Below are 25,179 nucleotides of genomic sequence, written 5' to 3'. Positions count from 1 at the left end.
TTCACACTTATCCAAGTAAAAGTCTCTTTTCTCAAAAAAAGACTGGACAGAAGACTCCTGTTTTGATTCACTGCACTTTATGGAGTTATTATGAATATCGAAGCAGTTTTTAAAATGTATTATTCCATCATTAAAGGAACGAAAAATGGCTGAATTGGACGCATACAATGCGCCAACGGAGACATATGCTGATTCAAAATCGAGCGCACAAAATCATAAAGCGCAAAAAGAGCGTCTCAATCTTTTTTCTGGTTCAGCCTATCAAAGACTTCTTTTTATTGAACCTTGGCTGCGACGTTCACTGCCATTTGTAATTCTTGCATTTCTTGTTGTGCTGGCAGCAATTCGTTTCATATCACTCTACGATTGGCGCCATGAGATTGACAAAAACACACGTTCTACCCTCACTCTTTTAGCCTCTCATATCACCAATATAATTGATCGGGATTTATTTGCCGCTACGCAAAAAGGTAAAATTTCTACTCTTTCTCATAATCATTTGCAAAATATCCTCACCAGTTTTAGTAATCAACAACTTATCAATCCCAATATTGTTATTGCCATCGTTGATCAAAAAGGCAATGTCTTAGCTTCATCAAGTTCTGATATTATTTTAGGAAAACCCTTACAGAATTTTACCCCTGAAAGCATTGCTTTACAATCTCTAGGAAAACATGCTGGAGTTATGAAAATTACAGTAGGTAAAGATGTCCCTGCTCTTGCTTCTTTTCAGCAAACAGAAAATGGACAATATGGTGTTTTTATCAGCGAAACAACACAATATATCTCTATGGAATGGCGAAAAATTTTCTCGTTAAATATGACCCTGTTCATAGGAACAAGCGCTGTCATTTTAGCTTTACTCTACGCCTATTATAATCAAATTATAAGGGCACGCAATACAGATTTGATTTCAGAAAAAATTCAAAACCGTATTGATATGGCCATGATGCGTGGACGTTGTGGCCTATGGGATTGGAATATGGCTAGCGGACGAGTTTACTGGTCACGGGCAATTTATGAAATGCTCGGTTATGTGCCTCAAGAAGCATTGCTTTCAATTTCGCAAATTACCGCCATTATCAATCCAAATGATGCTAATTTTTTCGATCTTGCTCAAGAATTAATGAGTGGTAAAAAAAAACATATTGATATTAATGTCCCCATGCGTCATGCTGATGGTCATTATATATGGATGCGTATTCGTGCTGAAGTTACCGATGAAGAAGAACCCCATTTGGTTGGTATTGCCTTCGATATTAGTGAACAGCGCCAACTCGCAGAAGAAACAGCACAAGCTGACCTTCGGATTCGCGACGCAATTGAAAATATTTCGGAATCTTTCGTCTTATGGGATTCAGAAGGACGTTTAGTCATGTCCAACAGCAAGTTTTGCGAATATGCCGCTATCCCTAAACAGGTTTTACAATCAGGAATCCAACGTGCAACTGTCGAAGCCATGGCTCGCCCTGCAATGAGTGAGTATCCCCTCAAAGACGATGGAAGTGGTAACTTAACCAGTATTCGCCAAACTGCGGACGGTTATTGGCTTAAAATTAATGAACGACGCACTCAAGATGGAGGGCTTGTTTGCATTGGTACAGATATTTCTGAACTTAAACAACAACAAGAAAAATTTGAAGATAGTGAAAGGCGCCTTTTTTCTTTCATTCAAGAACTCAAACGTGCGCGAGGAAATGCTCAACAACGTGCAACAGAAGTTGAAAAACTTAATAAAAGTCTGAAAGCTGAAAAAGAGCGCGCTGAAAGTGCTAACAAAGCTAAATCAGAATTTTTAGCCAATATGTCTCATGAATTGCGCACTCCTCTTAATGCTATTCTCGGCTTTTCAGATATTATGTTGCAATCCACCTTTGGTCCTCTTGGCTCACAACGCTATAAAGAATATATGCGTGATATTTACAATTCAGGAACCCATCTCCTAACCCTTATTAATGATATCCTTGATATGTCAAAAATCGAAGCTGGAAGATTAACTCTTGATTGTAAAAATATCGATCTTGAGCCTATCATCAGTGAAGCAGCACGAACACTTACGCCACTGGCTCAAGAAAAAAATATTTCTGTTACAACAAATATTGCTCCAGAACTGCATGCAGAAGTTGATGTCCGTGCCATGAAACAGATCTTTCTTAATCTCATCTCTAATGCTGTTAAATTCACACCTTCTGGAGGAAGTATTGACATCTGCGCTTTTAAGAAAAAAAATAACCTTATTTGTAAAATTAAAGACACAGGTGTTGGCATTCCCCAATCTGCAATTAAAAAACTTGGACAACCTTTTGAACAAGTGGAAAATCAACTCACTAAAACTCATACGGGCTCTGGCCTTGGCTTAGCTATTTCACGCTCCTTGCTAGAATTACACAAAGGAAAACTTGAAATTATTTCTAAAGAAATGAAAGGTACAACTGTAAGCATTACAATGCCAATCAAACAAAGTTAACCTCCCCCTTTTGTTCTCGTTGTAGCAAAATCTGTTTTCGCCAAACACCCCAACGATATCCAGAAATAAAACCATTCTTGCGCACCACACGATGGCAAGGAATAATTATTGCTAATTCATTCCGTGCACATACATTCGCGACTGCACGAAAAGCATGGGGCATACCAATACGTTGTGCTAATATTTCATATGAAATTGTTTTACCACATGGTACTTCGCATAATATCGTCCATACTTTCTGTTGAAAAACTGTGCCATTTATATCTAAAGGAAAATCATATTTCCTTGCTAATTTAGGCGTTTCTATCATGGCGACAATATGTGCAACTTCTCTCTTAAACCTATTGTCATTATCCACGTATTTTACATTACCAAAACGACTGATGAATTCCTGTAATAATTGTTCTGTAGTATCTCCCAATGCTATATTACAAATCCCTTTTTGAGACTTTGCTACTAAAAGCCCCCCTATTGAAATATTTTTTAGGCAAAATATTCTCTTTTGGGAAATACTCAGCATTTTGACTCTCTTTATATTTTAAAAATTTTGAACACTATAAAGAAAGAAATTTTTTCATTATACTCTCATAAAGTAAGGAAAAATCTTAAATCTCTCTTTCTTAACGATTATTCAAAATCACACTTAAATTACTTTATAAAAACATAAAGAGAATGGCAAGAATCTGAATGATTTTTTACTCTTAAATTCTCATAGCTCTAACAAAAACAAATGATAATGCATTCTAAGATGCACAATTTCAACATAGTAGACTAAGCTCATTTAGCTAAAAAGCAAAAAAATAATAATATTTAAGGAATAGAAAAGCGCGACTTTTCTAAAGATACTCTAAATAAGATAGTCGCTCTCTTAAAAAGAGGATGTTCTATATCTCTGAAAAAACAAGAGCCCCATTTTTGAATAGGGCTCTCTTTTAAAATTCAATCTTGCAATAAATTAAAATTTATACGCTACACCAACACGAAAATCATTCGTTTTGTAGCTCATTTCAATTTTGTCTTGTGCGAATTTTTTCTTACCATAATCTGAGTAACGATATTCCGCACGCACAATAACATTATCGGTCATTGCAAAATCAACACCACCTCCAAGGGTATAACCAATCATCGTCTTTTTTTCATCATGCAGCAAAGCAGCAAGACTGACTGCCCTATCCGTTGTATTCAGTGGCACTGCCAAAACATTCCGAAGCTGCGTATAAACAACTCCTCCCGCAACATAAGGCATCATACGATCAATAACAAAACCCACTCGTGCCCTTGTAGCACCAGCCCATTTTTGTTTTAAAGTATATTGCACTGTCATAGAATCAGCATCTGTATGCTCTGTAGACCGACTTGTTCCTGCTACCCCACTTCGACTTTTTTGCGACGGCTCAACATCTTTTGAACTGATATCTTCAGTACTTTTTTTATCAGACCAAATCACATCTGTATCAACACCTATGATAAAGCCATTGTCGATATCAACATTGGAACCCGCATAGATACCCCCTACAAAACCAGAAAGTTTAGGCAAACGCTCCTTTTTCACTGGAATCCATTTTTCTGTATCGTCATCCTCTACATAACTCAAAGTAGTCTTACTGGAAAAAGTACCAAGTTGACCTCCAATGTAAAACCCTGTCCATGAAAATGCTGGGACTGCAATAACAGATGTTGATTGTTCAGGGACTATAATATCCGCTGCCTGCGCTGCAGAAAATAAAGTTAAAGAAATAATAGAAGTTGTGATTAAGTATTTAATAGTCATATATGCTCCCCTAAAAGCTAATTGACACAATAATTAATCAATTATTCATATTTTTTTCAAAAAATCTGTAGCAAAAATGATACAGTGATGAAAAAATTAAATATATATTATAAAAACTAAAACAAATTTAAAGAACTATATCATAATTTTTAAAAATATTCTTCTATCATTATCATTGTTGTAATCTTTTATTTTCTGCATATTTTTATTATTTTCCAAATACAAACAGAAGACCGCTAAAGAGTAAATAAGGCGCACTAATCTAGTGAAGAAAGCGTTTCATTCCACTTTATTCAATATATTTCTGTTATGTATCTGCTAAAAAACAAGCTACAAAATTTGTGAAATTTTGCTAAAATTTTGCGCTAACGCTAAAGAGACCATTTGTTCTGAAAAATCTTCATCTTCGCGTTCATAAAAATATCTGTTTGATATACAGATCAATATAGATAATATATTGATTTATAAAGATAGTTTACTGTTTTGCATATTGAATTAGACCCCCAAATATTGTAACATTCTCTCATCTCAAACCTGCTTATCTTGAATCAATCAAAATCACTTGCTTACACATCACAAGTGGGGCTAGCGTGTGGGTAAAAACTCTAGAAGAAAGGAACAAAAATGCCTCTTATGAATCGTCTTAATGCAAGGGCTTTCGCAACATTGGGGGCTGGCAAATATAGAAGCGATATTACAGATATACATTAAGAAAAATGAATAAAAAGAAGCATCCATTAAAAGGTACAAAAAAGCTTACTTGAATTTTCTGCATGAACAATAACAGTTAGAATGAACTTATTTAGCCAAAAAATCCATCACAAACAGTTTTGCTTCTCTGTTCACTAAAACCCATACTTAAATAAAATATAAAAAAGCAATGTATAAACAAAGAGTAATAATAATTCAATCATACCTATTACCAATAAAAACAATCACTTAAAATATAAAATAAATAATATTAAATTAAAAATATTTATAAATAAATTTTTAGTAAAATTTTTATTTTTCATTGATCACTATTTTCAAATTACATATTTATATTTTAGATAATATTATAAAAAACAATTCCATAATTATTTATAAAATACTTTAATGTTTCATCAGTTTTGTAAAAATTGAACATACAGATTGCCTATTTTCCTCAATTAATGTTTCAACGCGGAGCAAGTCAGGTTCGCCAACGCTTCTTAACAAAAGGTCGCTTAACCTAGGGGGCATATCATGAGTATCGAGAGAAGTATTTAAGCAAAGCCGTATAACTTGGCTCAAATTTGTATAGAGGCTATAAGCATGATGCAAATCAGAAACAAACGACTGGTTAAGAAAACTGTTCGGTAATTGTACTAAAATATTCGCTGTCGTTGCTCCAATTTGAAATGCAATTACATGCGTAATAAGAGCAAATTGGGCAATAAACTCCAAGTCCATAATACCACCAGGCATCGTTTTTAAATCCCATTGATTCTTTGGCGGTTTTTCTTTTGCAATCAAAGTACGCATTTCACATACAGCTTTTGCTACGTCTTTCTTATGACGAAAAAAAGAAATAATTGCACGAACTTCATTTTCTAACTTTTGTAAAAAATCAGAATCTCCTGCAATACCCCGTGCTCGTGTTAAAGCAAGATGTTCCCATATCCATGCCTCTTTGCGATAATATTTTTTAAAAAATTGAAAAGAAACAGCAACAGGCCCCTTATTGCCTAATGGCCGCAATCTTAAATCAACGGCATAAAGAACCCCTTGGCTTGTAAGAGTAGATAAAGCTGCAACCAAACGCTGTGTCAAACGCGTATAATATTGAGAGATATAGAGAGGCTTTTCTCCATCAGATATTTCTGCATCTTCATCGTGTTCATAAAGCAAAATAAGGTCAACATCCGAACCAGCTGTTAATTCACGACTTCCAAGCTTCCCCATACCCAGTATACCAACACGTCCCCCTTTAATATTGCCATGAAGACGAAAAAATTCCTTTTGAACCGCAGAAAAAGTTTTTGCAATCATAAGGTCAGCAAGTGCCGTAAATGCAAAACCTGCTCTTTCTCCCGTAATTGCACCATTTAAAATTCGAATACCAATCAAAAAGCGCTGTTCATCAGCAAAAATTCTTAAATTGTCGAGAATTTCTTCATAAGAAGTTACGCCTTCAAGAAAACATTCAAGTCGTTTTTCTAGGTAAGTTTTTGTTGGTAATTCTGAAAAAATGGTTGGATCTAACATTCCATCAAAAACATGGGGTTTACGTGTAATAATTTCTGCAAGACGCGGAGCGGCTCCCATAATAAGTACCAACATATCCAAAAGAGAGGGATTAGATTGCAATAAACTAAACAGCTGAATTCCTGAAGGTAAACCCTGTAAAAAACTATCAAAACACAACATCGCTTCATCTGCGCGCTTTGTCGCACCAAAAGCTTTCAAAAGTGCTGGTGTTAATTCTGTTAATCTCTCACGTGCTTCCGCAGATTGCGTTGCTTTATAACGTCCACAATGAAGTGTGCGCATAATACGACAAATATCACTTGCTCTTTCAAAACCTAAACGATTTAATGTTACTAATGTCTCTGGATCATCTTGTTCACCCGTAAAAACTAAATTGCCAATTTCTAAACCAAGTTCTTGCTCATTCTCAAACAGCGCAGCATAATGTTTTTCAACAACCCGAAGTGTTTTTAATAAATCACGAATAAAGCTGCTGCTCTCTTGATAGCCCATCAAATGAGCTACACTCGTAAACTGAGAAATATCATTTGGAAGAAGGTGTGTTTGTTCATCTGCAAGCATCTGAATACGATGTTCTACATTTCGTAAAAAAGCATAACTTTTTACAAGATTCTCTTTCGTTTTTTCATTAATCCAACCAAGCGTGTGAAGTTCTGCCAACATTGCGACTGTTTGACGTCCACGTAATTGAGGGAAACGACCACCAGCAATGAGCTGTTGTGTTTGAACAAAAAATTCAATCTCCCGAATTCCCCCTCGCCCTAATTTTATATTATGGCCATAAGCAGCAATTTGACCATAATTTTTATAGGCATGAATTTGACGTTTGATCGAATGAATATCCGCAATAGCAGCATAATCTAAATATTTTCGCCATACATAAGGAAAAAGCTCTTTGAGAAAATGAAAGCCTGCCTTTTTATCGCCAGCTACTGGGCGTGCTTTAATCATAGCTGCTCGCTCCCAATTTTGCCCGCGCCCCTCGTAATAACGCAATGCAGTCCTTACTGGTAAAGCTAAAGGGGTTGAACTTGGATCAGGTCGAAGACGAAAATCAAGACGAAAGACATATCCATCCGCAGTGCGTTCTTGAATGATACGGATCAAGCGGCGTACTATTTTAGAGAATATATCAACACTCTCAGAAAGATTACCAATATGAGGTGACATTTCATCAATGAAAACAATAAGATCAATATCAGAAGAATAATTAAGTTCTCCTGCCCCCAACTTTCCCATTCCTAAAATAATTAAACCGCAGTCTTTTTCAGGATCATCACGATTTGACAAACTTATCTTACCATGATCGTGTGCCTCTCTTAAAAGAAAACGGAGGGCTACACCTAATGCGGCTTCTCCCAAACGCGTTAACCACGTGCATGAAATTTCGTAAGTAAAAACACCACTTAAATCAGCTAAAGCAATGAGAATATGTGCTTCTCGCTTTTTGTGTCTTAAAGCAGCCATTAATGAAGTTTCCTGTATAGCTTCATTCTTATCAATAACTGCAATATCATCTATAATTTCGCTCAGTCTTGTTTCTATGTCAACATCCAATAAGGGGCTAAGATACGATGGATTGGCGATTAAAACCTCACGCAAAAAAGGAGATAAGGTCATAATCGCACTGATAAATTCAATTTGTTTTCCCCTCTTTGAAAAAAAAGAAACAAGCGATTCTAACTTTTCTTTCCTTGCTTGTTCTTCAAGGTCTTTCAACCATTGAGTACCGCTCTCATCAAGGGGGCATAAAGAGAGCAATTGTGTTTTTAAAAAAGCATCTTTCATCTATACTTCCTTAAAAGGTATCTTACCTTTTTCTAATGCATTATATTGTAAGGAAAAATAGTTATAGATATTAAACCATAATGAAGCAGAAATATCTTTAAGGAAACAATAAAACAGCCCTAAGCCCTGGATTTGCACTTTCAAGTAAAAGTTCACCACCATGCAGTTTCATAACAGCTTTTGCTATACTTAAACCAATACCAAAACCGGGTTGTGTGCGACTTTCTTCAAGACGGAAAAATCGTTCTGTTACTTTTTCGCGTTTATCCCCTGCAATGCCTGGACCATTATCGCTCACAACAACCAATAAATGTTCATCACGATATTCCATCGATAAGCAAACCTTCGCCTCTCTTTCATCTTTAGAGGCATATTTAATTGCATTATCGATAAGATTAAAAATTGATTGCGCAATAAGCTCACGATTCAACTTAAGCTCTTTATCAAATGTATCCCCCAACTGAAGTAAAACACCTGATTCTTCAGCAAAAGGCTCATAAAGTTCAACGGCATCTTCAAGGATAAGCTTCATATTCATAACCTCAAGATGCTCAATTGCACTGCTCGCTTCAATGCGTGAAATCATTAAAATGGCATTAAAAGTACGAATAAGCTGATCGGATTCAACAATGACTCCATCAAGTACTTGACGATATTCAAACTTTGTCTTTTGCCCAGAAAGTGCTTCTTCAGCACGATTTCTAAGGCGTGTCAGCGGTGTTTTCAAATCATGTGCAATATTATCAGATACTTGACGCAAACCAATATTTAGTTCTTCAATGCGCTCTAACATAACATTAAGATTAGCCGACAATCGATCAAACTCATCCCCTACCCCAGAAACAGGCAAACGCTCACTGAAATCACCATCCATCAAACGTTGAGATGCAGCTGTAACATGATCAATCCTTTGCAAGGCACGCCTACCAACAAAAAACCATATGAGTAAAGCCCCTCCAAGCATTGCTGCAAGAGCAATCATAACTGCTTTACGAATAACCACTGCGAAACGTTCTGGTTCATCCAAATCCCGCCCTATCAGAACCTTCATGGCATTGGGCAAATCAACAACAATTGCCAAAGCACGATGTTCACTTGTTTTGCCATGTTCTCCAAAACGTGAATACAAAAAAGAATTTGCAATCAAGCCATTATGATTCAAAAGCCCTAATTCAATGCGCGCAACATTACCTGCTAAAATCCGCCCCATAGGATCAGCAACAAGATAAAGAAAAGCCCCTGGTTGTCGTGAACGATAATCAATAGTGCGCATTAATAAAGGAAGCCCACCATAATTATAAGCATTTTCGATATACTTTAATTCCTCATGGAGAGCTTGCTCTGTTTGCTTCGTTAGCAACGAAGCAGAAAACGCTGTCATATAAATCGAAAGCCCTGTTGCAACTAAGCCAAATAATAAAATATAAAGTGCTGAGAGCCTAAATGCAGTCGTACGTATTATATTGATCAGACGATTCATGTTTTGTTATCTGGTGCTTTCAGCATATATCCAGCTCCACGCACAGTATGGAGAAGTGGGAGATCAAAGTCTTTTTCAATTTTTGCTCTTAAACGGGATATATGGACATCAATGACATTTGTTTGCGGATCAAAATGGTAATCCCAAACATTTTCCAAAAGCATAGTACGTGTAACAACCTGACCAGCATAGCGCATCAAATATTCAAGCAAACGAAATTCTCTGGGTTGCAATATAATATTTCTATCACCTCGTTTCACTGTATGTGCTAACCGATCAAGTTCAAGATTGCCTACGCAATAAACAGTTTCTGCCTCTTTAGGATTTTTCCGCCGCTGCAATACTTCAACGCGCGCAAGAAGCTCAGAAAAAGCATAAGGTTTTGTCAAATAGTCATCCCCCCCTGCACGTAAACCCGTTACACGATCATTTACTTGCCCTAAAGCTGATAGGATGAGAACAGGTGTTTCATTGCCTTTAGAACGTAATTCAGAAATAATAGAAAGACCATCACGATGCAAAAGCATCCGGTCAACAACCATAACGTCGTAATTTTCCGTATCAGCTAAAGCATATCCAGTATCCCCATCATAGGCAACATCAACTGAATGCCCTACTTCCGAAAAAGCTTTCTCGAGATAACGACCCGTCTCACGATCATCTTCAATAACGAGTATCTTCATAAAACGTATCTCCGTTATTTTATCAAATCGTGTTGTAGGACAGAGATCTACAAAACCTCTGCCCTACCATAAACGAAATGTCATTTTTTGAAAATTGGAAGAGCAACAAAACGATTTTGACCATTTGTTCGCACTTGTAGGAGTATCGCTTTTCGCCCTAGTTTTTGAGCATACTTGATTGTATCGGTAATATCAGAAACCTTTTTAACAGACTTATTATTCACTGTTATAATCACATCACCGGGGCGTATCCCTTTATCTGCAGCATCTGAATCTGAATCTACATCCGTTACAACCAATCCTATATCATCATCAGAAGGAGCAACAATCAAACCATAATCTTCTAATGTTTCATCTGCATCATTGCGCTTATTTGAATATTTTGACCCCTCTTTCTTTCCTTCATCTTCAGGCATTGAAGCAAGCTTAACTTTTATATTTTCCTCCTTACCGGACCTCCAAATACCCAACGTCACTGTTTCACCTGGTCTAATATTTGCTATACGCTTCGCTAAATCACGAGCATCATTAATTTTCTCACCATTCACTGAAATAATAACATCCCCTGCTTTTATACCAGCCTTTTCTGCTGGTCCTTTTAATGGATCAGTGATTAAAGCACCTTTGTCCTCTTTCAAACCTATTGAGTCTGAAATCTCCTTCGTTACGGGTTGAATCTGAACCCCCAGCCAACCACGCTGAACAGAACCTTTTTCGATAAGTTGTTGCACAACCTGTTTCACTGTCGCTGCTGGAATAGCAAAAGCAATCCCAACATTCCCTCCAGAAGGAGAAAAAATTGCTGTATTAACGCCAACAACCTTTCCATTGAGATCAAAAGTTGGTCCACCAGAATTTCCTCTATTCACAGCAGCATCAATCTGAATAAAATCATCATAGGAACCTGTGCCAATATCACGTCCACGTGCCGAAACAATACCAGCTGTTACAGTGCCACCAAGACCAAATGGATTACCAATAGCAACAACCCAATCACCAACGCGAAGCTTTGTATCATCACCAAAATCAACATAGGAAAATTTTCTTTTGTCGTTCACTTTCAAAACTGCAAGATCAGTTCGTGGATCTGATCCAATGAGCTTAGCAGTCAATTCTGTACCATCATCAAGAACAACAGAATAACTAGTACCATCAGAAATCACATGATTATTGGTTACAATATAACCATCAGACGAAATAAAAAATCCTGATCCAAAAGCTATAGGACGAAGTCTGTGTGAATGTGATGGAAACTTATTTTTAGGCTTATCCAAATCATAAAACTCTTTAAAAAATCTTTTCAAAGGATGTTGATCTGGTAACTGGTCGATACCTGGTCCGCTAAAAAAATTGCTAAAGGACCACTCGTCTTTCTTTTTATTGCTCTTCACTTGCACTGAAACAACCGCAGGTTTTACTTGAGAAACAATATCTGCAAATCCTGGCTGCTGCATGAATGAAGTAAATACAGAATTGGCATGAGCCGCTGTCGTCCACAAGCTTGATCCACATCCACTAAAAAACAGTGCACTTTCCAACGCAGCGGAAAAACTGACTGCGATTAATGTTTTAAAGAAAGTTTTTTTAACCATTTGGTATATGCTCCTATTCAATCATATTTTTATCTAGATTGTGATCACTTATAAAACAGCAGACCTTACCGTTTTCTGTCTAAAATATTAAAGTTTTGTAAGGTTTAAGAATACAATAACACATCACTTACCCACAAAGTTGAATTACTAATTTAAATCACTTAAGTTTTTCTTTATACAACACCTCTTTTAACACAACGATATTTTTGACTGTTTTTTCTGTATCTCCACTCAAAATTATTATTTTTTTGTATTTTTGCAGTATCTTATTCTAAAAAATATGGTGCTTGCACCAATAATGAGAATGACCAAAGGCGACATCCATAAAAACCAAGTTGTTTTATTAAATGGCGGTTTTAAGAGAATAAATTCACCATACCGTTCAACAAGAAAATCAATCACTTGCTGATTGCTATGTCCCATTTGCAATCTTTCCCGAATTAAAAATCGTAGATCACGTGCCAAAACACTCTCTGAATCATCAATTGACTGATTTTGGCAAACAGGACAACGCAAACGCGATGAAATATCTCGCGCACGTGATTCAAGAACTGTATCCTTTAAAATTTCATCTGGCTCTACTGCTATCACCAACGGCAAAGGAAAAATCATAATTAAAAAAAACAAAGTCCAAAGAAATAAATTTTTCATGTTAATGTTTTTCCAGAAAATTTAAAGCAAGAAGCCTTCTGTCGTGTGCTCTCATGCGGAACCAATAACCCAAAAGAGAAAGACATCCACCCAAAGCCATCATGAATGCTCCTAACCAAACACATATTACGTAAGGCTTCCACCATATATGTAAAACAAGTCCCTGATTATCTACACGTCCTGGCACAATATATAATTGAGATAAGCCATGATTTTGAATACCAACTTCCGTTGTTGACTTATTTTGACTTGAATAAAATCGTTTTGATGCTGTTACCCTACGCACAGCGCTTTTATTTTCATATACTGTAAAATGAAAATCCATTGTAGAATAATTGGGTCCAACCCCGTCACGCACTTCATCCAAATGAAGGATTTTATCTGCTATTGTGACACTATCTCCTATGTCCATGGTGAGAATACGTTCTTGCCCAAAAGTCGCAACACAGACAATACCAAATAATGTAACACCTAATCCCATATGTGCTATTGCTGCACCAAAAACGGACCATGATAATCTCATAAATCTTTTAATCCGCACCAACACAGTTATCTTGCGATGTCCACTTTTTTCCCAAAGATCAGCTAAACTTCCTAAAAAAACAAAAACTGAAAGTCCAATTCCCAAAGCAGCAAAAATATTACGAAAAGATGCAGCATAAAATGTTATAAAACAGGCTATACAAACTAACGCAAAAACAAACCACAACCGTTCAAAAACTGCAAAAAAATCACCGCGTTTCCATGCCATCATTGATCCAAATGGAACCAAAAACAACAATAACATCATTAAAGGTCCACAGGTGAGGTTAAAAAAAGGAGCACCTACAGAAATTTTCTGTCCCGTGAATGCCTCAATAAAATAAGGGTAAATCGTACCAACCAATATTGTTGCTGTTATTGTTGTAAGCAATAAATTATTTAAAATAATAAAACCTTCACGTGAAATTGGCTGAAATAATCGTCCTGCTTGCAAAACAGGTGCACGCAAAGCAAAAAGCAAAAAAGCTCCTCCCATGAAGAAGGATAAAAGTAAAAGGATTGCCCATCCCCGTGCTGGATCAACAGCAAAACTATGAACCGATATTAAAAGGCCAGAACGAACAAGAAAAGTCCCCATCAAAGAAAGAGAAAAAGTCAGAAGAGCTAAAAATAAAGTCCAGCTTTTCAATGTATCCCGCTTTTCAAGAACTATTGTAGAATGCAAAAGAGCTGTTCCTGAAAGCCAGGGCATAAATGAAACATTTTCGACTGGATCCCAAAACCAATAACCACCCCATCCTAACTCATAATAAGCCCAATAGGATCCAACCATGATACCAAGTGTCAAAAAAATCCAAGAAAGGAGAACCCAAGGGCGAACCCAGTGTGCCCAAATTCTATCGACATGTCCTGTGACTAAAGCCGCTATTGCAAAAGAAAAACAAATTGAAAAACCAACATAGCCTAAATAAAGAAGCGGTGGATGAATCGCTAGGGATATATCCTGTAAAAGAGGATTAAGATCATTCCCCTGCAAAGCCGGTGGATTAACACGTAAAAATGGGTTAGATAAAAAAAGAATAAATAAAAGAAAAGCGCTTGTAATCCAACTTTGGCAAATTAGAATAAGTGCCTTAAACTGTTCTGGCAAATGTTGGCTAAATAACGCCATCAATGTACTAAAAAAAGCGAGGCTTAAAACCCATAACAACATCGACCCTTCATGGTTTCCCCAAACACCAGTGATTTTATACAATATTGGTTTTTCCGAATGACTATTCTCAACAACATTCAAAACAGAAAAATCAGATACCAAATGTGCATGAACAATAATCAAAAAAGATAAAAGCAATAATGTGAAAAGAATATATGTGAGGGGAATACCCATTTGCATCAATGAACGCTCCCCCCATAAAATACCAAAAACTGGGAAGAGTGCTTGCAATAAACTCACTGCAAAGGCTGCTGATAAAAAAATATGGCCAAGTTCGACAAGCACAATCGAATTATCTCTCCACACTGTGACGTTTGTTCAAGTAACGCGCTGTTTCTTTAGACATATAAGTTTCATCATGCTTTGCTAAAACACGCGTCCCTATAAAAAAGCCCTGTTTATCAAAATATCCTTCTACAACAACCCCCTGACCTTCACGAAAAAGATCCGGTAAAACTCCATCAAAAATCACTTTTTCGTGTTTTATGTTATCCGTTACGAAAAAAATAATGCCCCTCTCTCCAACATATTGAACAGTCCCCTTTTCAACAAAACCGCCCAAACGTAAAGAGCGCCCCGTTAGCATATCCTCTTTTGTAATTTCAGATGGCGTTCGAAAAAAACTTACCGTATTACGCATTGCATAAATAAGAAGGCTTGCTGCAAGCATTATCACAAAACAACATAATAAAATCATCAGCAATCGCTTTTTTTTTCGTTGCTTTAAAATGGCTCTCAATGAAGGAGAATTATGGAACAATTGACTGTTCATAGACACTCTACAAGAATTCTCTTTATAAACACGTTATAAGAGCTTTGCATATCTTCTCTATGCATGCAACTTTTTAGTCCAATATCTTTCCCTTCCTAAAGAGCTTCTCAATGCCTTTTTCCCCACTTATAAAATAGTTCCTTTTGCTAAAAACTCTCCCTCATCATGCCTTAATTTATTTTGTCGCATCATTCCTTGGTTTTAGTTCTTTCATTTCCTCGTCACGTATCTTAAACTACCTAGTGTAACCACCACTTCATTTATTCTTCTGGATTTTTATACTTCTTCTGATTAATAGTCCAAACTTGCTATAATCATTACTTTTTTAATATTTAATTTGGTAAATTACGTAACTGAGCTATCATGGCTTCAACACGCAATCGTCCTAAAAAATCTTCAGGCATTGTATCAAGAAAATTTTGTAAAAACCGCACTGCCTGCGCAGACTTGCCTTCCTGATGAAGCGCTTCAGCGAGTAATAAACGAGGATAAAAATCTTTTGGCGCTAAATCCGCTGCTTTTTGAAAAGCATCTTGTGCTTGTTGTGTCATGATTCCCCCCTCATAACCAACCAATGCCAACCCATACCCAACAAGCCTTGGAGCAGATTCTCCATTTAAGCGAAGCGCATCTAAATAAATATTGATGGCATTCTGAAAATGACCTTCCTCGAGATATCCTACTGCTAACGCATCTGCTAACTTACCATCATGAGGAGCGCGAAAAAAAAGCACTTGCAAACGAACAAGTTGTTCATGCCTACTAAGTGTCGTTGGATCCTTATCCATTAATTCACTAAAAAAATAGCTTTTAACTTTTGGATTACCTGTCAAACTGTAAATGCTCCATGTTATACAAAGAACAAATAAAATACTAAGAGCATTTAAAATATATCTTTTCTTATAATGCATACAGATCTTATTAGAGTTAAACGAATAGATATAGCTTTATAACTATCAACGGTTTGAATTTCCCACTCTTTTTTATTCATAGTTAAAATAAAAAAACTCGCCAAAACAGTGAGAAAAAGTATTTCTAAAAATCATCATAGCATATTATTTGGGTAGAAATACGCAAATTCATTAGTATGACCAATCTTTCCGTTTCCCCTTTTTTACAAGAACACTGATGTAAAACAAGAGAAATCCATTTCTCATAGAAAGCATTGTAAAAACTTAGCTTTCATTTTTGCATGAGTATCAAAAATACAAAAACAAAGCTTTATTCCTATATGTTTATTATAAAAATTATGCCTTAAAGTTCTGAAATAACTCTTACATCATTTATATTGTATAAAATATTACTGCATGCTTACAAAATTCAATATATAATTTCAATTAAAAAGGAAATATTTTATGCAGAGCCTTGGGTAATAGAACTTTTGCGTATAATCCTCCTAGGTCAGAACGCGATAAAAAAAGACTTCCACCATATTCATTGACCATATCTGAAACAATCGCTAACCCTAAACCTGTCCCTGGCTTACTTTCATCAAACCGACGCCCTCTTTTTAAAGCTTCATCAATCTTGTCTTCTGTTAAACCAGAGCCATCATCCTCTACGAGAATACTAAAGGATTCTGCTTCTTTAACATTTTTTTCTAAATGACAGGAGATGATAACTTTTGCGCGCGCCCACTGAGCAGCATTCTCAATCAAATTCCCTACAATTTCCTCTAGATCTTCCTTTTCACCAGAAAAAACAATATCATCGACATCCATAACAAATTGAAACTGCTTTTCAGGATTAAGTTTTTTCATAACCCGTACCAAACGATCAATCACTTCGCGAACAGATGTCTGATAAACAATACTGTCACACTGTGCTGCAATTCTGGCACGCTGAAGATAATGATTTATTTGAGCTTGCATTATTTGCATTTGCTCTCTCAACACAAAAGCATGTTCTCCACACATCTTGTCAACCTCATTTATAGTCACTGACAGAGGTGTCTTCAACGAATGAGCAAGATTACCAACCTGTGTACGAAACCGTTCAATAATACGCTGATTATTCTTGATGAGTGCATTCATTTCTTGTACTAGCGGCATCACTTCACTTATTAAATCCGTATTCACATAATGACTTCTACCTGCGCGAATATCATTCAATGCTCGTTGGATAAGCTTCAACGGTTGAAAACTAAATAAAACAATAGCAATGTTGATAAGAACACTCCCTATACCAAAGCTCCAAAGAAGAATTTGTAAAGTCCGTTTAAATCCCCGCACCTGTGCATGTGCTTCATCAATATTTCCAATAAGACGAAAACGCGCAATATGATTTTGATTATCCAAAACAACATCACTCTCAATGACTTGTAACTTCTGACCATTGTTATCCTTTATTCGATAAGAACGAAAGAATTTACTATCAAAAGGTATATCGACATCGCTCGGTGCCAATATTCTTCCTGTTCCCAATGATGGAGATGTTAATCTTCCTTTTAGATTATGTGATAAAGCAATAACTTCCCAATACCATCCCGTTGTTGGATCGGAATAACGAATATCATCAATCCCAACATTTCCTTCCAAATTTCCCTCAGGTGAAACCGTTACTGTTGCAACAAGACTATAAAGTTGGGTAGAAAGAATACGCTCTAGATTTTGCTCACTTAAGCGCTGATAAAATAAAATACTGACTGCAGAGATCGATGAAAGTGAAATAACCACCCATAACGTTGATAAGATCATAACGCGTAAACTGAGAGATTTACTAACGAAAAAAAACAGCCTCCTAAACCCGTTATTCTTTTTTAAAACATTCATTGATCACCTAGCGTTTTCACGCGATAACCCATTCCTCGAATAGTCTCAATCAAATCTACTCCAAGCTTTTTACGTAACCGCCCCACAAAAACTTCTACCGTATTCGAATCTCTGTCAAAATCTTGAGCATAAAGATGTTCAGTAAGCTCTGTCCTTGAAACCACTCTGTCACAATGATGCATAAGATAGGAAAGAAGTCTGAATTCATAGGATGTCAATTTAATCAATTGATCATTAACAAAAACACGAGAGGTCTTGGTATCCAACAAAACACCACCACAGCATAATGTGCTTGTCGCATGCCCCGTTGCTCGACGAATTAATGCACGTAACCGCGCCATCACTTCTTCCAAATGAAATGGCTTAACAACATAATCATCAGCACCTGCATCAATACCACACACCTTATCAGACCAACGATCTCGCGCTGTAAGTATTAAAACAGGCATGAAATACCCTTCTTGACGCCATCTTTTAATAACATGAATTCCATCTCTATATGGCAAACCGATATCAAGAATTACAGCATCATAAGACTCTGTACTTCCTAAAAAATAGGCCTCTTCACCATCAAAAGCACTATCGGAAACATACCCCGCACTTCTTATAGCTTCCGCTAATTGATGATTGAGATTCCGATCATCTTCAACAATTAAAATACGCATCACAACATCTGCCAAGCTCTAATCAGCGGGAACGGTGACCTCAATACGACGTAATTTTTCACCTTCATGAGCAGGTACGACGACGACCACCACACACGTATCTCTTCCATCCTTAACAACAGATGTCGAACGCACCAAAACCCCATTTTTTTGGACAGCAATCTCCCTACCAATTTCAATACATTCAGAAGCTAGAACAAAATCCGCACCTTGAAAAAACAATACCATTACAAAAAAGAAAAATTTTCTCATCATAGATATTTTATACTCTATTCTACCTGAACATAAAATGAATAATGTTTTTTTGAATTATTCCAAAACAACACATAAAAACTCACTTTATTTCTGTTTAATAACATAATAAATAAATACAATTCTAAAATTTAATAATTTTAAAAATAAAATCCTCTGAATGATTTATACAATCATTATAAAAGAAAAAAGCTGCATAATTTATATAATATGAATATAAAATTTGTAAGAAATAAATGATCGTGATCCTCAATAAAAATCTTTTTCTGTTACCACTATAGCAAAAAAGTCCTTTTACTCCATATAATCATCATAGATTTATTTGGTTTCATCACTTTGTTATAGGCTCTCCTTTATATGTTTAACTTTTTTAAAAAAAAGAAAGAAAAACATAACAAACCATTCCATAGTCCTAAACTCATCGAATTAGATGCATTGTTTGATACAGCACTTTATCGCATCCGTTCTGCTAACCGTTTCTTTTGGAACAAAGCAAAAATTATCTCACAATGTTTTCATATCCGAGGAGGAAAACGCTTTATAATAGAAATTCTTGATGAAACACTAACATTAGGATTGATTGGTTTTACACTTTTTACCATTGTAGGCATTCCAGTTTTTGAATTAACCAAAAAAGATTGGTACTCTCTCGAAAAATTTTCCATTCTTTTTCTAGACCGATATGGAAACCCTATCGGTCACCGTGGTACATTACCAGTTGCCTCCGTTCCTGTAGAAGAAATACCCGATTATGTTATTAAAGCTGTTCTTGCAACGGAGGACAGACATTTTTTTGATCACTGGGGTATTGATTTACAAGGACTCACGCGAGCAATCACACAAAATATACAAGCGAAGAGTGTCGTTCAAGGTGGTTCAACCCTTACACAACAACTGGCTAAAAATTTGTTTTTAACAAATGAAAGAACCATAACACGTAAAATCAAAGAAGCTTATCTTGCCCTCTGGTTAGAAGCAAATTTCAGCAAACAACAGATTTTGCAACTTTATCTTGACCATGCATATATGGGCGGAAACAATTTTGGTATTGCCGCTGCTGCAAAGTTTTATTTTGACAAAAACATACGAAATCTTTCCCTTAGTGAATCTGCTATGTTAGCAGGATTGTTCAAAGCCCCAAGCAAATATGCTCCTCATAGACATCTCTTTGCTGCCCAAACACGTGCTAACGTGGTACTTTCTAATCTTGTTAATAGTGGTTTTATGACTGAAAGCCAAATTATCAACGCTCATCGCCATCCTGCTCAGCCTGTTACAAAAATCAAAAATACGCAACCTGATTATTTTCTTGACTGGGTCTTCGATGAAGTCAAAAAAATGCATGATCAACTCCCCAGCCATAATTTGATCATTCAAACCACTCTTGATCCTGATATTCAAAAAGCAGCAGAAGAAGCAATCGCCTATCATTTACATCAATACGGTCAACAATACCGGGTAACACAAGCCGCAACAGTTGTTCTTGACAATAACGGAGCTGTCTGTGCAATTGTTGGAGGAGTGGATTATAGCAAAAGTCAATTTAATAGAGCAACACAAGGTGGCAGACAGCCTGGTTCTTCATTCAAACCTTATGTTTACGCAACCGCAATGGAACATGGTCTGTCTCCTTCATCAATCGTCTTAGATGCTCCCATAAGTTGGGGTGGCTGGTCACCAAAAAATAATTCTGGCCATTATCTTGGTAAAATTGATCTCGCAACAGCTTTGGCTTTTTCCATCAATACCGTGCCTGTCTATCTTACCTATCACTACCTCAACCGCGACACCAAACCCATCATAGATCTCATCAAAAATATGGGAATCCATGCACATATCTTATCACACAAAACTATGGTTCTCGGCACATCTAATATGACACCTATGGATCAAGCAATTGGTTTTAATGTCTTTGCGAATGGAGGCATAGCCGGAAATCTCCATGGATTTACACAAATCCGTACAACAGATGGACGTATCGTATGGGACTTAGAACATAACGGTAATAAACTTCATCGTGTTCTCAGTGAACAAACCACGGCTTATATAAACCAAATGATGGTGGGTGTCACAACGCGAGGATCTGGTAAACGCGCGGCCCTCCCCATGACCCTTGTTGCTGGGAAAACGGGAACATCACAATCCTATCGTGATGCTTGGTTTGTTGGCTTTACTGGTAATTATACTGGGGCCGTATGGATGGGAAATGATAACTTTTCATCAATGAATCGCGCCTTTGGTGGTGGTGTTCCTGCCATGATATGGCATAGCATTATGCTTTCTGCACATCAAAATATTATGCTCAAGCAACTCTATGGTGTTAAAGACTCTCTTCTTCCTTATCAACCACCGACATTCCCTTCTCACAATGATTCCGAGCTTACAGTCCCAATACCCCATACGCTCTCACATGAAACATTGAATATTGTACGTCTGATTAATAATGGCCTGAAAAAGCCGCCTACAACCTCTTTGAAAAGGGAAAATATCAGCACTTTAAAATTTTGAATTTGAGATCTCTTAAAATGTTTTTCAAGATTATGATTCCCTTTTTCATTTTTGCTTTTTCCATTTTATGCGGAATACTGAGTGTCGATTATGCGCTCAATTCCTTTCATAATTTTGGACGCCTCACAATTGGACAATGGAGTGCTTATCCACAGGTAGGAACAGCCAACACTGATCCCTATACGCGCGCGCGCGCTGCCAAACGAGGTGATATTTCAATTGGGCACACAGAAGGTCTCATTTTCCAAATTTGGAAAGATAACCACGGACGCCCACTCCAACCAAATTGCCATTACTTAATGAAAGGTTACATTCCTCAAGCACGCTTTTTTACCCTTTATACAGCGGATAGATCACTCAAACCGTATACTTCATCTAAAGAAATACCTTTCGAACTCTATACTAATAACATTATCTATGAGAACGATGGTTCATTTCTCATCAATATTTCACAAAAGCCGTACCCAGGTAATTGGCTTGCAACGATTAGCCAAAAAAAATTTGCTCTTATTCTGACCTTATATGATACCTCAATCATCTCCGCAACGGCATTGAAAAAACTTACAATGCCATCAGTGGAACAAATTCCATCAGGACAAATAAACTGTGATTAGATTCATTTACATCGGACTTCTTACAATCATTAGCGCTGTCATTATCCATATTTGCGTTCTCTTTCTCATACCCTATTGGGCGCAAAATAATATATGGACAGAACTGAAAAAATCCGGATCCCCTTATCAATTCGTTGACTTAAACGCTCAAAATCCTATTCAACAATCTACTGATCCATTTTTTCTTCTTAAAGCCTGCCGATTTAATCTGGAAAATGGTCCTGTTCATTTAAAGGCTTTGAAAACAACACAGTTTTGGTCACTAGCAGCCTACACATATGATGGAATTATTTTCTATAGCCTTAATGATCGCACTGCTCCTGATGCTACACTCGACCTCATCATTGGAAAACCAATACAAATTATAGAGCTTAAACAATCACAAACTAAAAACAATCGTAATTCCGTTTTGGTTGCTAAAAATTTGAATAAAGGTTTTGCACTCTTACGCATTTTTGCTCCTTCTTTACTTGCTAGGAAAGAAAGCAAAGATTTCTTTTCATCTGCCACCTGTCGCACATTTAATGGATAAAAGCACAGTAATCTCTAATTATAGAAATGTTTTCTTTGTATAATATAATAAACAAATAGAGCAAAATAGATATTTAAAGCCTCAATCAATCGAATATTAAAATGATAAATATGAAAAAAGAAAACCTTCTGCTAATGCTGTTTTAAGGCTACTCGCCATAGCCTTTCTATTAGCATACCTAAACAAATCACTTTTTACTATGTCACGTTCCATATCAAGAAGTGATGATAAATCCCCACTCTTTCCAATATTGCGAATATGATCACACAAATCGTTTCGTATATCACATAATTTTTAGCTACTAATGTATCATTGATTTTTTTACATAGCCTTCTTCACGAGACAAAATCCGTTCTAATTCTTTAGAAATAATGGCCTCCTGTCATAACACCTTTGTCTAACCAATCTGGACCATATTCTTCATCGGCACTCTTGGTAAAAAACCCCATATCACGTATAAATTGTGCACCATTTTAAGATCTCAGAAATAAGAGTGTGCGAGCTGGTAAATCAGCCATTGCCAACCATTTCCACGCTGCTTTGTCATCACCAGCATGATCCGCTGCTTCAGATTCAGAAAGATAGATACAGTCTTGATCCAAACCACCTGCGCAATTCCTCACGTTCAGCATCAGTCATATAACTTTTGGGTAATTTCTTTTCCATAATAAACACCTCCTTATACTGGATAAATTAATCTAAAAAGAAAAAATGAACAACCAAACTGTCAGGATAAGTTTCCGATAAAATCTTCAATATCTGTTTGATATTTATTCTCTAGAAAAACAGGTTGTCTGGTTACTTTAATTGGTTTTATTCCATTTATGCGTTTTTTTAATCTAAAATAAGTCACTCGAGAAATCCCTGTTTTTTCTTGAACAGTTTTAAAAGGAAAACCATTCTTAATCAACGATAATGCTATCTCTGTTTTATGATGAGGTTTTCGTCCAAATTTTATACCCCCCTCCATTGCAGCAGATCTACCTTCTCTCGTACGCTCTAAAATACGCGCACGCTCTGCTTCAGCCACAGCGGCTAAGATCTGAATAAGCATTTTCCCCATTGCTCCTTCAGTACTGAAATTGTTTTCTAGAAAACAAAAGGTAATACCCTTTTTATAACAATCATCAATAATGCCGATCATATCGGCAGTATTTCGTCCTAACCTATCCATTTTTGTACAGATGATAATATCATCTCTTTCCGCACGCCCTAATAAACGCTGTAATCCCTCACGTTCATCTGTTGAACCAGTCATCATATCAGTAAAATACGATATTCACGTACACCAACATCTTTAAGCGCGTTAATCTGAAGGGTTAACTTTTGCTGGTGAGTTGAAATTGACAACACAACTAAGAGTAATTACTTAATAGAGAGAGTAAAAAGGAAAAACTACCATAAAAACTGTTCTTTCTCCGCTAATTTCAGAATTTGAGACCGTGGAACAGGAAACAAGTTATAACGTTTGGTTGCGTGAAAAGGTAAGAGTTAGCCTTGAAAATCCTCATCCTACTATCCCGCACGACGAAGTTATGGCTGAAATGGATAATATAATAGACCAAATCGAAGCAGAAAAAATAAGTTCTAATGTTACCCATTGTCTGGTTAGCTCGTGCTCGTAGTTTTAAATAAAATTTTAACTTACATTACTTATGAAAATCCATCTGCCGCACGACAAATGAAGAAACTTTTAGAAGATTCCGTACTACTATTAGCTGAGCATCCATACTTATACCGCCAAAGTGAGAGAGTACCGGGACTACGAGAAATTTTAGCACATCCAAACTATCTTATATTGTACAAAGTAACTGAAAAACAAATAGAAATCACCTCTGTAGCACATGCTCGATGTGAATTTCCCATCTCAACCTGACTTTAAAAAAGCTATCGCTTCTCAAACGCTAAAAACTCTTTTTTATATTGATAGCTGATATATCAACAAAAAGATTTGAAAGGCGGACAGCTTCTCATTAAAAAACAAGTTTTATAAGTAAAAAATTATTATTCTTGTCAATTTCCTGAAATTACTTTATGAGTGAATAAATGTTTTGATCGTCTACGCAGCGATCAACAGGGAATGAAAGACCCAAAACTTGAGACGTGTATTTATCCGCTTCACGGATATCCCGGATTTCCGGGAGCTTTTGTTATGTCCAGGTGAGATAAGCACTAAAAGCAAAAGGCTGAGTCAAGTTTCAGCTCTTTCAACTCCCGGAATACCAATGCGAGGGTGCTCGCACCCAGTCGGGGGGATTTAAAGTGCAAGACAAAAATCCACATTCTAACGATATTTCTATAGGTAGAAAAATTCGCCTAAGAGGAGAGATGATGGGAATTTCTCAAAAACAATTAGGCAACCAATTAGGAATAACCTTTCAACAAATCCAAAAATATGAAAAAGGTTTGAATCGTGTAGAGGCAGGACGCTTGCAAGAAATTGCCAACATACTAGATGTTCCTATTACCTTTTTTTATACTGATTTATCAACAAAAGAAAATATTTCGTACCCTAGTGATGAAGGCATATCGAGCAAAGAGGAATATTTACTTTTGAAAAGTTTCAGGATGTTCAAAACGAAAAAATAAAAAGCAATTTTATGGTTGATTTCTGAATAAAATAAAAATCTTAAAATAATTTCTTACCAAATAATAAATTATCATATAGACCTTTTAAAAAGAGGAGATTGTTAGCATGGATACTCTCC

At 36.4% G+C, this 25,179-nt stretch carries 21 protein-coding genes and 1 pseudogene; 7 read left to right on the top strand and 15 right to left on the bottom strand.

All coding sequences use genetic code 11. From position 1 onward, the window contains the following. Positions 1–145 precede the first annotated feature (145 nt). Positions 146–2,467, top strand: a complete 2,322-nt coding sequence (locus tag NPX99_RS02420) for a sensor histidine kinase (protein WP_269030169.1) — start codon at positions 146–148, stop codon at positions 2,465–2,467. Here NPX99_RS02420 and NPX99_RS02415 read toward each other — a convergent pair. From NPX99_RS02415 to NPX99_RS02355, 13 genes are all read right to left on the bottom strand, one after another. Further along, on the bottom strand, positions 2,454–2,987 hold the full coding sequence (locus tag NPX99_RS02415; protein WP_269030168.1) for a methylated-DNA--[protein]-cysteine S-methyltransferase: 534 nt from the start codon (positions 2,985–2,987) through the stop codon (positions 2,454–2,456). The two genes, NPX99_RS02420 and NPX99_RS02415, sit on opposite strands and share 14 nt — an antisense overlap. Before the next feature lie 435 nt (positions 2,988–3,422). Further along, the gene (locus NPX99_RS02410) at positions 3,423–4,238 is read right to left on the bottom strand and encodes an outer membrane protein (RefSeq protein WP_269030167.1); all 816 of its coding nucleotides are present in this window, start codon (positions 4,236–4,238) and stop codon (positions 3,423–3,425) included. Positions 4,239–5,330: 1,092 nt separating this feature from the next. After that, the gene (locus NPX99_RS02405) at positions 5,331–8,255 is read right to left on the bottom strand and encodes a bifunctional [glutamine synthetase] adenylyltransferase/[glutamine synthetase]-adenylyl-L-tyrosine phosphorylase (protein ID WP_269030166.1); all 2,925 of its coding nucleotides are present in this window, start codon (positions 8,253–8,255) and stop codon (positions 5,331–5,333) included. Positions 8,256–8,352: 97 nt separating this feature from the next. Further along, on the bottom strand, positions 8,353–9,735 hold the full coding sequence (locus tag NPX99_RS02400; protein ID WP_269030165.1) for a sensor histidine kinase: 1,383 nt from the start codon (positions 9,733–9,735) through the stop codon (positions 8,353–8,355). Then, positions 9,732–10,418, bottom strand: coding sequence for a response regulator transcription factor (locus tag NPX99_RS02395; RefSeq protein ID WP_269030164.1), 687 nt, complete (start codon positions 10,416–10,418; stop codon positions 9,732–9,734). Before NPX99_RS02395 ends, NPX99_RS02400 begins: the two co-directional genes overlap by 4 nt. An 80-nt stretch (positions 10,419–10,498) precedes the next feature. Beyond that, positions 10,499–12,010, bottom strand: a complete 1,512-nt coding sequence (locus NPX99_RS02390) for a Do family serine endopeptidase (RefSeq protein ID WP_269030163.1) — start codon at positions 12,008–12,010, stop codon at positions 10,499–10,501. Positions 12,011–12,250: 240 nt separating this feature from the next. After that, complete coding sequence (locus NPX99_RS02385; protein WP_269030162.1) at positions 12,251–12,661, bottom strand: cytochrome c-type biogenesis protein; 411 nt, start codon at positions 12,659–12,661, stop codon at positions 12,251–12,253. A gap of 1 nt (position 12,662) precedes the next feature. Next, on the bottom strand, positions 12,663–14,642 hold the full coding sequence (locus tag NPX99_RS02380; RefSeq protein ID WP_269030161.1) for a heme lyase CcmF/NrfE family subunit: 1,980 nt from the start codon (positions 14,640–14,642) through the stop codon (positions 12,663–12,665). 7 nt (positions 14,643–14,649) lie between these two features. Continuing rightward, complete coding sequence (gene ccmE / locus NPX99_RS02375) at positions 14,650–15,129, bottom strand: cytochrome c maturation protein CcmE (RefSeq protein ID WP_269030160.1); 480 nt, start codon at positions 15,127–15,129, stop codon at positions 14,650–14,652. Positions 15,130–15,461: 332 nt separating this feature from the next. After that, entirely contained in the window at positions 15,462–15,962 is a 501-nt protein-coding gene (locus NPX99_RS02370) for a tetratricopeptide repeat protein (RefSeq protein ID WP_269030159.1), read from the bottom strand. A gap of 504 nt (positions 15,963–16,466) precedes the next feature. After that, complete coding sequence (locus tag NPX99_RS02365) at positions 16,467–17,900, bottom strand: ATP-binding protein (RefSeq protein WP_269030158.1); 1,434 nt, start codon at positions 17,898–17,900, stop codon at positions 16,467–16,469. Next, the gene (locus NPX99_RS02360; protein WP_269030277.1) at positions 17,897–18,565 is read right to left on the bottom strand and encodes a response regulator transcription factor; all 669 of its coding nucleotides are present in this window, start codon (positions 18,563–18,565) and stop codon (positions 17,897–17,899) included. The genes NPX99_RS02365 and NPX99_RS02360 overlap by 4 nt, the downstream gene beginning before the upstream one ends. 18 nt (positions 18,566–18,583) lie before the next feature. Next, on the bottom strand, positions 18,584–18,820 hold the full coding sequence (locus NPX99_RS02355; RefSeq protein WP_269030157.1) for a hypothetical protein: 237 nt from the start codon (positions 18,818–18,820) through the stop codon (positions 18,584–18,586). 354 nt (positions 18,821–19,174) lie between these two features. On the opposite strand from NPX99_RS02355, the gene NPX99_RS02350 reads away from it, so the two are divergent. Genes NPX99_RS02350 through NPX99_RS02340 form a run of 3 tightly spaced genes read left to right on the top strand, consistent with a single transcriptional unit; the run spans position 19,175 to position 22,471 of the window. Next, positions 19,175–21,325: a transglycosylase domain-containing protein gene (locus tag NPX99_RS02350; protein ID WP_269030156.1), complete on the top strand. Its 2,151-nt coding sequence runs from the start codon at positions 19,175–19,177 to the stop codon at positions 21,323–21,325. Between the two features lie 17 nt (positions 21,326–21,342). Then, positions 21,343–21,939 (top strand): DUF1214 domain-containing protein, encoded by a 597-nt coding sequence (locus NPX99_RS02345; protein ID WP_269030155.1) that lies wholly within the window; start codon positions 21,343–21,345, stop codon positions 21,937–21,939. Then, entirely contained in the window at positions 21,932–22,471 is a 540-nt protein-coding gene (locus NPX99_RS02340; RefSeq protein ID WP_269030154.1) for a DUF1254 domain-containing protein, read from the top strand. The genes NPX99_RS02345 and NPX99_RS02340 overlap by 8 nt, the downstream gene beginning before the upstream one ends. Positions 22,472–22,833: 362 nt before the next feature. On the opposite strand, the pseudogene NPX99_RS02335 reads toward NPX99_RS02340, so the two are convergent. Continuing rightward, positions 22,834–23,137: pseudogene (locus NPX99_RS02335) on the bottom strand (hypothetical protein). 61 nt (positions 23,138–23,198) lie between these two features. After that, a complete protein-coding gene (locus tag NPX99_RS02330; protein WP_269030153.1) occupies positions 23,199–23,732 on the bottom strand; it encodes a recombinase family protein in 534 nt (177 codons plus the stop codon). Positions 23,733–23,871: 139 nt separating this feature from the next. On the opposite strand from NPX99_RS02330, the gene relB reads away from it, so the two are divergent. The 3 genes from relB (at position 23,872) to NPX99_RS02320 (ending at position 25,060) form a co-directional block, all read left to right on the top strand. Then, positions 23,872–24,096, top strand: coding sequence for a type II toxin-antitoxin system RelB family antitoxin (gene relB, locus NPX99_RS08755; RefSeq protein ID WP_442864047.1), 225 nt, complete (start codon positions 23,872–23,874; stop codon positions 24,094–24,096). 56 nt (positions 24,097–24,152) lie between these two features. Then, positions 24,153–24,347 carry a type II toxin-antitoxin system RelE/ParE family toxin gene (locus tag NPX99_RS02325; RefSeq protein WP_269030275.1) on the top strand — a complete coding sequence of 65 codons (195 nt, stop codon included), beginning with the start codon at positions 24,153–24,155 and terminating at the stop codon, positions 24,345–24,347. A 386-nt stretch (positions 24,348–24,733) separates the two neighbouring features. Next, a complete protein-coding gene (locus NPX99_RS02320) occupies positions 24,734–25,060 on the top strand; it encodes a helix-turn-helix domain-containing protein (protein ID WP_269030152.1) in 327 nt (108 codons plus the stop codon). The last annotated feature ends 119 nt before the right edge of the window (positions 25,061–25,179 follow it).

Origin of the sequence: Bartonella sp. 220B, from assembly GCF_026930205.1 — a bacterium.
In the GTDB taxonomy this organism is placed as follows: domain Bacteria; phylum Pseudomonadota; class Alphaproteobacteria; order Rhizobiales; family Rhizobiaceae; genus Bartonella.
The sequence above is the reverse complement of the archived record's forward strand: the minus strand, read 5'-3'. Positions and strand labels throughout refer to the sequence as shown.

Bases quoted from the DNA above. Each gene is read 5' to 3' on its own strand.
- NPX99_RS02420 (WP_269030169.1), top strand. From the start codon at position 146: ATGGCTGAATTGGACGCATACAATGCGCCAACGGAGACATATGCTGAT.
- NPX99_RS02415 (WP_269030168.1), bottom strand. From the start codon at position 2,987: ATGCTGAGTATTTCCCAAAAGAGAATATTTTGCCTAAAAAATATTTCA.
- NPX99_RS02410 (WP_269030167.1), bottom strand. From the start codon at position 4,238: ATGACTATTAAATACTTAATCACAACTTCTATTATTTCTTTAACTTTA.
- NPX99_RS02405 (WP_269030166.1), bottom strand. From the start codon at position 8,255: ATGAAAGATGCTTTTTTAAAAACACAATTGCTCTCTTTATGCCCCCTT.
- NPX99_RS02400 (WP_269030165.1), bottom strand. From the start codon at position 9,735: ATGAATCGTCTGATCAATATAATACGTACGACTGCATTTAGGCTCTCA.
- NPX99_RS02395 (WP_269030164.1), bottom strand. From the start codon at position 10,418: ATGAAGATACTCGTTATTGAAGATGATCGTGAGACGGGTCGTTATCTC.
- NPX99_RS02390 (WP_269030163.1), bottom strand. From the start codon at position 12,010: ATGGTTAAAAAAACTTTCTTTAAAACATTAATCGCAGTCAGTTTTTCC.
- NPX99_RS02385 (WP_269030162.1), bottom strand. From the start codon at position 12,661: ATGAAAAATTTATTTCTTTGGACTTTGTTTTTTTTAATTATGATTTTT.
- ccmE (WP_269030160.1), bottom strand. From the start codon at position 15,129: ATGAACAGTCAATTGTTCCATAATTCTCCTTCATTGAGAGCCATTTTA.
- NPX99_RS02365 (WP_269030158.1), bottom strand. From the start codon at position 17,900: ATGAATGTTTTAAAAAAGAATAACGGGTTTAGGAGGCTGTTTTTTTTC.
- NPX99_RS02360 (WP_269030277.1), bottom strand. From the start codon at position 18,565: ATGCGTATTTTAATTGTTGAAGATGATCGGAATCTCAATCATCAATTA.
- NPX99_RS02355 (WP_269030157.1), bottom strand. From the start codon at position 18,820: ATGATGAGAAAATTTTTCTTTTTTGTAATGGTATTGTTTTTTCAAGGT.
- NPX99_RS02350 (WP_269030156.1), top strand. From the start codon at position 19,175: ATGTTTAACTTTTTTAAAAAAAAGAAAGAAAAACATAACAAACCATTC.
- NPX99_RS02345 (WP_269030155.1), top strand. From the start codon at position 21,343: ATGTTTTTCAAGATTATGATTCCCTTTTTCATTTTTGCTTTTTCCATT.
- NPX99_RS02330 (WP_269030153.1), bottom strand. From the start codon at position 23,732: ATGATGACTGGTTCAACAGATGAACGTGAGGGATTACAGCGTTTATTA.
- NPX99_RS02325 (WP_269030275.1), top strand. From the start codon at position 24,153: ATGAAGAAACTTTTAGAAGATTCCGTACTACTATTAGCTGAGCATCCA.